This is a genomic window from Kitasatospora sp. NPDC036755 (assembly GCF_040636595.1).
Classification (GTDB): domain Bacteria; phylum Actinomycetota; class Actinomycetes; order Streptomycetales; family Streptomycetaceae; genus Kitasatospora.
Genome location: NZ_JBEZUT010000360.1, coordinates 1 through 8,560 on the forward strand (window position 1 = coordinate 1; position 8,560 = coordinate 8,560).

Here is an 8,560-nt window from a genome sequence, read left to right on the forward strand (position 1 = left end):
ACGCGGTCTGGGTCGGCATCGGCGCGGTCGGCACCGCGGTCTACGGCATGGCCGTCCTGGGGGACGCGGTGACCATGGCCCGGATCGCCTGCCTGTCTCGCGCAGGCGGCGCATGGCGTCGGCGATCAGCGAGAGGTCCTGGACCCGGACGGAGAGCTGGTCGGTGGCGTGCAGGCCGTGCTCCAGCGCCAGGTCGTCCAGCAGGTCGGACAGGGTGCGGCCGGACTTCTTGAGGGTGGCGGCGAGCTCGGCGACCAGCAGGGCGGCGGTGATGCCGTCCTTGTCCCGGACGCCCTGCGGGTCGACGCAGTAGCCCAGCGCCTCCTCGTAGCCGTAGCGCAGGCCCTCGGCGCGGGAGATCCACTTGAAGCCGGTCAGCGTCTCGGCGTAGCCCAGGCCCGCGGCCTCGGCGATCCGGCCGAGCAGCGTGGCGGACACGATGGTGGTGGCGAAGGTGCCCTCGGCCTTCTTCGCGACCAGGGCCGAGCCGAGCAGCGCGCCGACCTCGTCGCCGCGCAGCATCCGCCAGCCGGCCGCCCCGCTGCCGCCGCCGGCCGCGTTGCCGTTGGCGGGGACGGCCACCGCGCAGCGGTCGGCGTCCGGGTCGTTGGCGATCACGATGTCGGGGCCGACGGCGGCGGCGGTGCGGAAGGCGAGGTCCATCGCCCCCGGCTCCTCCGGGTTGGGGAAGGCCACGGTCGGGAAGTCCGGGTCGGGCTCGGCCTGCTCGGCGACCACGGTCGGCGCGGGGAAGCCGGCCCGGCGGAACGCGGCGACCAGGGTGTCGCGGCCGACGCCGTGCATCGGGGTGTACACCACCTCCAGGTCGCGCGGGCCGTGCTCGTCGACGATGGAGACGGCCCGGGCCAGGTAGGCCTCGACGACGTCCTCGCCGAGCACCTCCCAGCCCTCCTCGGCGCGCGGGACCTCGTCCAGCGAGCCGATCGCGTCGATCTCGGCGGCGATCCCGGCGTCGGCCGGCGGGACGATCTGCGAGCCGTCGCCCAGGTAGACCTTGTAGCCGTTGTCCTGCGGCGGGTTGTGGCTGGCGGTGACGGTGACGCCGGCGGCCGCGCCGAGGTGGCGGACGGCGAAGGCGAGCACCGGGGTCGGCAGCGGGCGCGGCAGCAGCGCGGCGCGCAGGCCGGCGCCGACCACCACGGCGGCGGTGTCGCGGGCGAAGTCGTACGACTTGTGGCGGGCGTCGTAGCCGATGACGACCAGGTCGCCCAGGCCCTGCTGCTTGACGTAGGCGACCAGGCCGGCGGCGGCCCGGATCACCACGGCGCGGTTCATCCGCATCGGGCCGGCGCCGAGCTCGCCGCGCAGGCCGGCGGTGCCGAACTGGAGGCGGTCGGAGAAGCGCTCGGAGAGGTCCGCCCAGGCGAGCTTGCCGTCGGTCTCGGCCTCCGGGGCCTCGGCCCGGGCCAGCAGGGCGGAGAGCTCCTCGCGGGTCTGCGGGTCGGGGTCCTCGGCCAGCCAGGTCCGGGCCCGGGCGAGGAGGTCGGGGTTGAGTGCCTGCGTCATGCCAGCTCCATCGGGAAGTGCGTCGGTGTGTCGGCCGGAGGTTCCGCTGTGGGTCGGGAGGGTTCCGCTGTGACCGGGGGTTCCGCAGAGAGGGGGGTCACGCATGCGGACGGGGCCCACGGGAGGGCGTGATCAGCGGATCACGCCGCCCGTGGGCCCCGTCAGTCATGATTCTGCGCCTGGCGGGCGTCAGATCCGCTCAAGGACCTTCGCCAGCAGCTCGCCCATGCGCTCGGCGGAGGCCTTGCCGGCCTCCAGCACCTCGGCGTGGTTGAGCGGCTCGCCGGTCATGCCGGCGGCCAGGTTGGTGACCAGGGAGATGCCGAGGACCTCGGAGCCGGCCTCGCGGGCGGCGATGGCCTCCAGGGTGGTGGACATGCCGACCAGCTCGCCGCCGATCACCCGGGCCATGTTGACCTCGGCCGGGGTCTCGTAGTGCGGGCCGCGGAACTGGACGTAGACGGCCTCGTCCAGGGACGGGTCGACCTCGAGGCACAGCGCGCGCAGGCGCTTGGAGTAGAGGTCGGTGAGGTCGACGAAGTTGGCGCCGACGATCGGGGAGTCCGCGGTCAGGTTGATGTGGTCGCTGATGAGGACCGGCTGGCCGGGGGTCCAGCCCTGGCGCAGGCCGCCACAGCCGTTGGTCAGCACGATGATGCCGCAGCCGGCCGCGGCGGCGGTGCGCACGCCGTGGACGACGGTGGCCACGCCGTGGCCCTCGTAGTAGTGGTTGCGGCCGAGGAAGATCAGGGCGCGCTTGTCGCCGATCTTCACCGAACGGATCTTGCCGGCGTGGCCGGCCACGGCGGGGGCGGGGAAGCCCGGGAGCTCGGTGACCGGGAACTCGGCCACGGTCTCGCCCAGGGCGTCGGCGGCCGGCACCCAGCCGGAGCCCATCACCAGGGCGACGTCGTGCCGCTCGGCACCGGTCAGCTCGCGCAGGCGCTCGGCGGCGGCCTGGGCGGCGGCGTAGGGGTCGGCGGAGACGACCGACTGAGGAGAAGCGTTCACGGGTCCGAGGATAGACGGGTTTCGGCTACGCGCGTAGAAATTCGTCCGCGGCATGCCGGATCGTTACCCGGTTGACCCGAAAACACGGCTCGGCGGTGCCGTACGGGTCGTCGGGCCGTCGGTTCCCACACGGAGCGGGGTTCAGAGCCGCTTCGCGTTGCGCAGCCCCTTCGCGTACATGCCGTTGTCGTCGAGCCGCGAGGTGCCGCCCTTGTCGCCGAAGGTCGGGCCGTCCGCCTCCTCCCGGCTGGAGATGTACCGGGGGTGGCCGTCGGTGTCCAGGCCCAGGTAGATGCCGACGTGGTCGAGCCGGGCGCCGGTGCGCGCGTCGATCTCGAAGAACACCAGGTCACCGGGTTGTAGCGGGTCGAGCGAGGCCGGACGCAAGGTGGTCTCCGAGCCGGGGGCGGTGGCCAGCGGGATCACCGGGACGCCGGGGCCGACCCGGGCGAAACCGTTGGCGGTGCGCGGCAGGCCGGGACCGGCGACGTCCTTGGAGAGCAGCGGGTAGCCGGAACGGTAGCCGTACACCATCCGCACGAAGCCCGAGCAGTCGAAACCCCCGTAGCGGGTCTTGTCGGGCTGCTTGGTCACCTTGTCCGCGAACGTGTACGGAACGCCCAGGTAGTCGAGGAAGTCGGTCTGTTCCAGCCGCAGGTCGTTGCCGGCCGAACCGTTCGGATTGAGCGGCCCGAAGGAGGCGTCGCCCTTGAACCGCACGCCCTTGGCGTCCTTCTCGGCGGGCGCGCCGGTCATGTACTGGGTGGCCACTGCCAGCACGTCGTCGGCGGTGGAGCCGAGCGACTGCTGGAACCAGGTGCGGAACCAGCCCTCCTGCTCGGCGCCCGGCTTCCACGGCTGCGGCATCAGCCGGACCCAGTTGTCCGTCACCACGGTGGCGGTGGTGGTGCTCGGCTCGGCGAAGGTGCGGCCGGGGCCGGTCAGCACGGCGGTGCGGGCGTTGTCGGTCAGCGTGGCGACCACGCCGCCGCGGGCGTCCCGGACCACCGTGCGGTCCGGGCCGGACAGCCGCTCGTAGCGGTACCCGGCCGGCGAGGCCGTCCCGGTCGGGGCCGGCGGCGGGGCGGCGATCAGCGGCGCGCCGCTGCCGGCCGCCGGCTGCCGGTCGCGGTCCCGCAACTGGACGGTGAGGTAGCCGCTGGCGGCCAGCAGGGTCACGGCGAGGCCGCCGCTGAGCAGGGACTTGCGGGTGACGGGCATGGGGGCTTCCGTGGGGATCAGGTGCCGGGCAGGGCGCCGAGCAGCACGCCGGCGGTCAGCACGACGTAGTTGGCGAGCGTCACCGTGCTGGTGGCCATCAGGGTGGCCGCCCGCGGCTGGCGGACCAGCTGGTAGGCGATCAGGCCGGGGACGATGAAGCCGAGCGTCTGGTTGGCGTACAGGGTGGGCAGTTCGCGCTGGAGGACGAGCATCACGGTGGCCTGGAGCAGCACGCCGATCAGCACCACGGCGGCGAACAGGCGCTTGCCGTAGAGGATCACCAGCTTCTGGACGACCCGGGTGGCGAGGTAGGTCAGCACCGTCACACCGATCACGATGGCCACCCGCTGGAGGTCCTCCACCAGGGTGAGGGCCAGCCAGCCGGGGGTGATCATGCCGCCGGGGGAGAGGTTGGTGGTCAGGTAGCAGACCAGCGAGAAGACCAGGCCGAGCGCGATGCCGATGGCGGCGATCTCGGGGGTGAGCTCGGTGGGGATCACTGCTGGTCTCCGTAGTGGGTCGGGCGGTGGTGGGGGTCGTACCAGGAGTCGGGGATCGGTTCGGGGCGGTAGACGGGGTCGGTGGCGGCCGGTTCGGCGTGGCCGGGGTCGGCGTGGGCCGGTTCGGCGTGGCCGTACTGGACGTAGCCGGGCTGGGTGTGGCCGTACTGGACGTAGCCGGGCTGGGCGTAGCCGTGGTCGGTGTACGCCGGGTCCGTGTACGCGGGCTCCGCGTACGGCGGTTGCGCGTACGGCGGTTGCGCGTACGCCGGTGCGCCGTAGGCCTGGTCCTGGTACGCCGGCTGCTGCCAGGGGGCCGGTTCGGCGGGGGAGGGTTCGACGTACGCGGGGTCGTGGTAGTCCGGCTCCGGGTAGAGCGGTTCGGGTTCGTGGTAGGCGAACTCCGGTGCCGCGCCGTCCTCGTCGGGCTCCAGCCGGGCGAGCTCCTCCAGGAAGAGCTCGCCCTGGCCGTGGATGTTGCCGACCGCCACCAGCGAGGAGTCCGGCCCGAGTTCGGCCAGCAGCTCGGTGGTGAGCCGGGCCGGGTCGCGCTTGTCGCCGCCGAGGTCGACCACCCGGCCCGACCAGTCCGCCGGGATGCCGTCGCGGGCGCTCTTGGTGGGGTGGCCGATCAGGAAGACCGTCTCCGGGTCGAGGTCCGGGACGATCTGGCCCATCTGGCCGTTGCGTTCCACCCGGTCGGGGCGGCAGTTGATCACCACGCTGAGCGGGCGGTGGATCGCGCCGAGGCCCTCCAGCTGGCGGACGTTCATCAGCGTGGACTCGGGGTCGTTGGCGGCGAAGACGTTGGCGAAGCGCAGCCGCTTGCCGTCCGCCGTCCGGTAGCGCTCGACGGAGAGCACGCCCGGGTCCGGCGGGGCCGCCCACATGCCCTGGAGCGCGGTCTGCCGCTCCACACCGAGGAGTTCGGCGACGGCGAGGGCGATCGCCACGTTCTCCTTGAAGGTGAACCAGCTGAACCCGCGCAGCTCCTCGTCGGTCACCGACTCCGGGTCCACCAGGATCAGTCGGCAGTCCCGCCTGGCCGCCTCCTCGCGCAGGATGTGCGCGCGCTCCTGCTCGGCGGTCACGCACACCCCGCCGACCGGCATCGAGCGGGACAGCGAGCGCGCGACGTCGTCCAGGGTGGGGCCCATCTCGGCGAGGTGGTCCTCGCGGACGTTGCACAGCACGCCGATCGTGGACCGGATCAGCTTGGTCTGGTTGACCTCCTGGAGCGCCGGCATGACGGCCATGCACTCGATCACCAGGGCGTCCGGCCGGTAGGTGGCGGCCCGGCGGACGATGCCGATCTGCTCCACCACGTTGGCGATGCCGAACTTGCGGTAGACCGGCTCCTCGGTGGCGTCCGGGTGGATGAAGCGGGCCGCGGTGCCGGTGGTCTTGGCGACCGTCACCAGCCCGCCGCCGCGCAGCGCGCCCGCGCACAGCCGGGTGATCGAGCTCTTGCCGCGGATGCCGTTGACCAGCACCCGGGTCGGGATCTGCTCCAGGGCGGTGAAGTGCCGGCGCTGCTCGACGATGCCGGCCACCAGCAGCACGGTGCAGCACACCAGCAGCACGACGTAGAGGAAGAGCACGGGAGGTCCTTCGGGCGGGGGCGGGGGCTCAGCGGGCGGTGGTGGTGGAGGCCGGGGCCCGGCCGGGTGCGGACGGCCGGTGGCCGGTGCGTCCGGCCTGGTCGGCGCGCACCAGCTCCTGGCGGATCAGCTCCAGGCTGCGGGCGACGGCGCCGACCTCGTCGTGGTGGACGGGGTAGAGCACGGTCCGGCGGTCGCCGGCGGCCAGCGCCTCGGCGCTCGCGGCGAGCCGGCGCAGCGGCAGGCCGACGGCGATGAACAGCCAGCCGAGGCAGAGCGCGGCGGCGGCCAGGCCGAGCATGCCGGCCAGCACCACCCGCCGGTCGGCCCGGTTCTGGTCCAGGTGCAGCCAGGCCACCGGGTGGGCGGTGACCACGGACCAGCCGAGCTTGGCCACGCTGCCGTTGCCGCCGAGCGGGGCGGCGGCGAACAGGGCCGGGTCGCCCCCGTCGCGCAGCACGTCGGCGGCGGCGGACTTCCGGGCGGCGGTCAGGACCGTGCGGGCCCGGCCGTCCGGCAGTTCGCCGAAGGAGCTGTAGCCCTCGTTGGCGGCCAGCACCCGCTGCCGGTCGTCGACGAGCCAGACCCGGCCGAGGCCGGGGCGCACCAGCAGGGAGCCGAGGAAGTCGGTCTTGAACTCGCCGACCAGCACCGGGCCCTTGGGCTCCGGGGCACCCTCCGCGGCGCCGTCCGCCTCGGCGTCGGCCGGGGCGGCGCCCAGGGCGGCCCGGGCGGCGATCCGGGGCTCCTTGCCGGAGCTGTTGAGCAGCAGCACGCCGCTCGCGCCGAGCGCCTCCGGGCCGGTGCGGTGCGGGGTCTCGCCGGCCCGGGCGAGCACCTCGCCGTTCGCGCCGAGGACGTAGAGCGCGCGGTAGCGGTCGTGCTCGGCGAGGGTGGCGCGCAGCAGGTTCTCGGCCTTGCCGACGGAGGCCTCGGCGAGCGAGGGGGCGAGCGAACGCAGGTCCGCGTAGCCCTCGTTGAGGGCCTGGCGGATCCGGTCGGCGGCGGTGTCGGTGCGGTCGCGCTGGCCGGCCACCACCTGGGTGGGCACCCGTACGCCGGAGTCGTTGCCGCCGAGGAGGAGCAGCGGGCCGGACCAGCCGAGCACCAGGACGGCGCAGAGCGCGAGCGGCAGCGCGGTGCCGGGGCGGCGCCCGGCGGCCGGGGCCGGGGCCGGTCGGCGGTCGGGGTCGCGCAGCTGGAGCCGCAGCTCCTCCAGCGCGCGGGCGATCCGGGCGGTCTCGCCGCGCTTCGGGCCCCGTACGGGCTGCTCCAGGTGCTCGCCGCGGGTGAGCCGGCGGGACTCCAGGAACAGCCGCAGCAGCGGGCGCTGGAGGCTGCGGCTCAGGTACCAGGCGAGCAGCAGGGCGAGGACGAGCAGGGCTCCGGCGGCGGCCAGGCCGAGGGCGGGGTGGCCCAGGCTGCCGGGCTTGCCGTCGACGGTGCTGGTGGAGACCACGGTGAGGCCGAGCGGGGCGGCAAGGTCGTGCCCGTCGGGGTTGGCGACGGCGGCCCAGCCGACGACCCGGCGCACGCCCTTGTCGTCCGCGCTCCCGGTCAGGCTGCCGGCGGCGGTCTCGCCGGGGACGGGGCGTTCCCGGGCGGCGCGCTCGCGGGCGGTGGCGACCACCTTGCGGTCGGGCTCGGCGGTCAGCGCGGCGCCGGTGGTGTCCAGGACGGCGCCGGAGGCGTCGAGGACCTGGATGGTCTGTTCCTTGCGGGTGGCGATGCCGGGCAGCCGCAGGTTGTCGGAGGCGACCAGCAGCGCGCGGCCGTCGGCCTTGGTGGCGACCAGGGCGAAGGTGAGCAGCCGGGTGCCGGTGGTGGAGGGCACCAGGACGGGCGCGGGCGCGGTGTCGGTGACCTTGGTGAGGTCGAGGCCGCCCAGCGGGACGGTCTCGCCGCGGGCGGCCAGCAGCCGGCCGGTGTCGGGGCGGACCACCGCCGTGCCGCGCCACTTGTGGTACGCCTGGCCGAGCGCGCTCAGCACCTCGGCGGGCTCGGCGGGGGCGCTCTCGTACCGGGCGGCGGCCCGGCGCAGGTCGGTGGTGCTCTCGTGCAGTCCGGCGCGCAGTGAGGTCGCGGTGTCCTGGGCGGCGAACTGGTGGGACTCCCGGACGGCCTGCGGGGTGTCGTCGACCCGCAGCCCGCCGACGGCCAGGGCGGTGATCGCGGCGACGGCGAGCAGCAGCACCAGCAGCAGCGCGATGGGCGGACGGATGCCTCCGAGCAGCGGCATGTCCGCCCGGCGGCGGGAGCGGTGCTGCCGCGGCGGGGTGGGTGCCGTGCCGCTCACAGGGGCCTCGTTCTCCTCCGGGCCCGGCGCCGCCCGTTCCGGGAGGTCCGTGGCCGGCCTTCTCGGTCAAGCAGGGATCAAGAGCTGGTCAAGCGGCATCAGCGTACGAAGAGGTTTCGAAAAAGTTGTCACATAATGGTCTCCGTACGGTGTCCATTCGGTGTCGATTGGTTTCCCGCCGGTGTGGATCATGGTCGGTCCGGTCGGCAGGGTAGGTTCGTCCGCCATGGAGATCCGGGGTTCGCGACGCTCGCTGCTACTGCCCGTGGCGGTGCTGCTGGTGCTGGCGGCGCTCGCGGGGGTGCTGACCCTGGCCGCGTCTGGACGGCCGCACCACCGACGAGATCGCCACCGACCTCGGCCGCCGCCACCCGGTCACCGCCGAGCGGGCCCGCTCCGACGCC

Annotated in this window: 6 protein-coding genes; all 6 read right to left on the bottom strand. The window is 74.2% G+C overall.

The genetic code is table 11. The features are described 5' to 3' along the window. Positions 1–1,527: phospho-sugar mutase (locus tag AB0E96_RS34920; RefSeq protein ID WP_359829819.1), on the bottom strand; the 1,527-nt coding region annotated here is incomplete at its 3' end. Positions 1,528–1,716: 189 nt separating this feature from the next. Beyond that, the gene (locus AB0E96_RS34925; protein ID WP_359829820.1) at positions 1,717–2,538 is read right to left on the bottom strand and encodes a purine-nucleoside phosphorylase; all 822 of its coding nucleotides are present in this window, start codon (positions 2,536–2,538) and stop codon (positions 1,717–1,719) included. A 141-nt stretch (positions 2,539–2,679) separates the two neighbouring features. Next, complete coding sequence (locus AB0E96_RS34930; protein WP_359829821.1) at positions 2,680–3,759, bottom strand: NlpC/P60 family protein; 1,080 nt, start codon at positions 3,757–3,759, stop codon at positions 2,680–2,682. A 17-nt stretch (positions 3,760–3,776) separates the two neighbouring features. Next, positions 3,777–4,259: a poly-gamma-glutamate biosynthesis protein PgsC/CapC gene (locus tag AB0E96_RS34935; RefSeq protein ID WP_063349074.1), complete on the bottom strand. Its 483-nt coding sequence runs from the start codon at positions 4,257–4,259 to the stop codon at positions 3,777–3,779. Beyond that, entirely contained in the window at positions 4,256–5,860 is a 1,605-nt protein-coding gene (gene pgsB / locus AB0E96_RS34940) for a poly-gamma-glutamate synthase PgsB (RefSeq protein ID WP_359829822.1), read from the bottom strand. The genes AB0E96_RS34935 and pgsB overlap by 4 nt, the downstream gene beginning before the upstream one ends. Before the next feature lie 28 nt (positions 5,861–5,888). After that, positions 5,889–8,156, bottom strand: a complete 2,268-nt coding sequence (locus AB0E96_RS34945) for a HAMP domain-containing protein (RefSeq protein ID WP_359829823.1) — start codon at positions 8,154–8,156, stop codon at positions 5,889–5,891. Positions 8,157–8,560 lie beyond the last annotated feature (404 nt).

Excerpts from the sequence above, each read along its gene's own strand:
- AB0E96_RS34930 (WP_359829821.1), bottom strand. The coding sequence starts at position 3,759 with ATGCCCGTCACCCGCAAGTCCCTGCTCAGCGGCGGCCTCGCCGTGACC.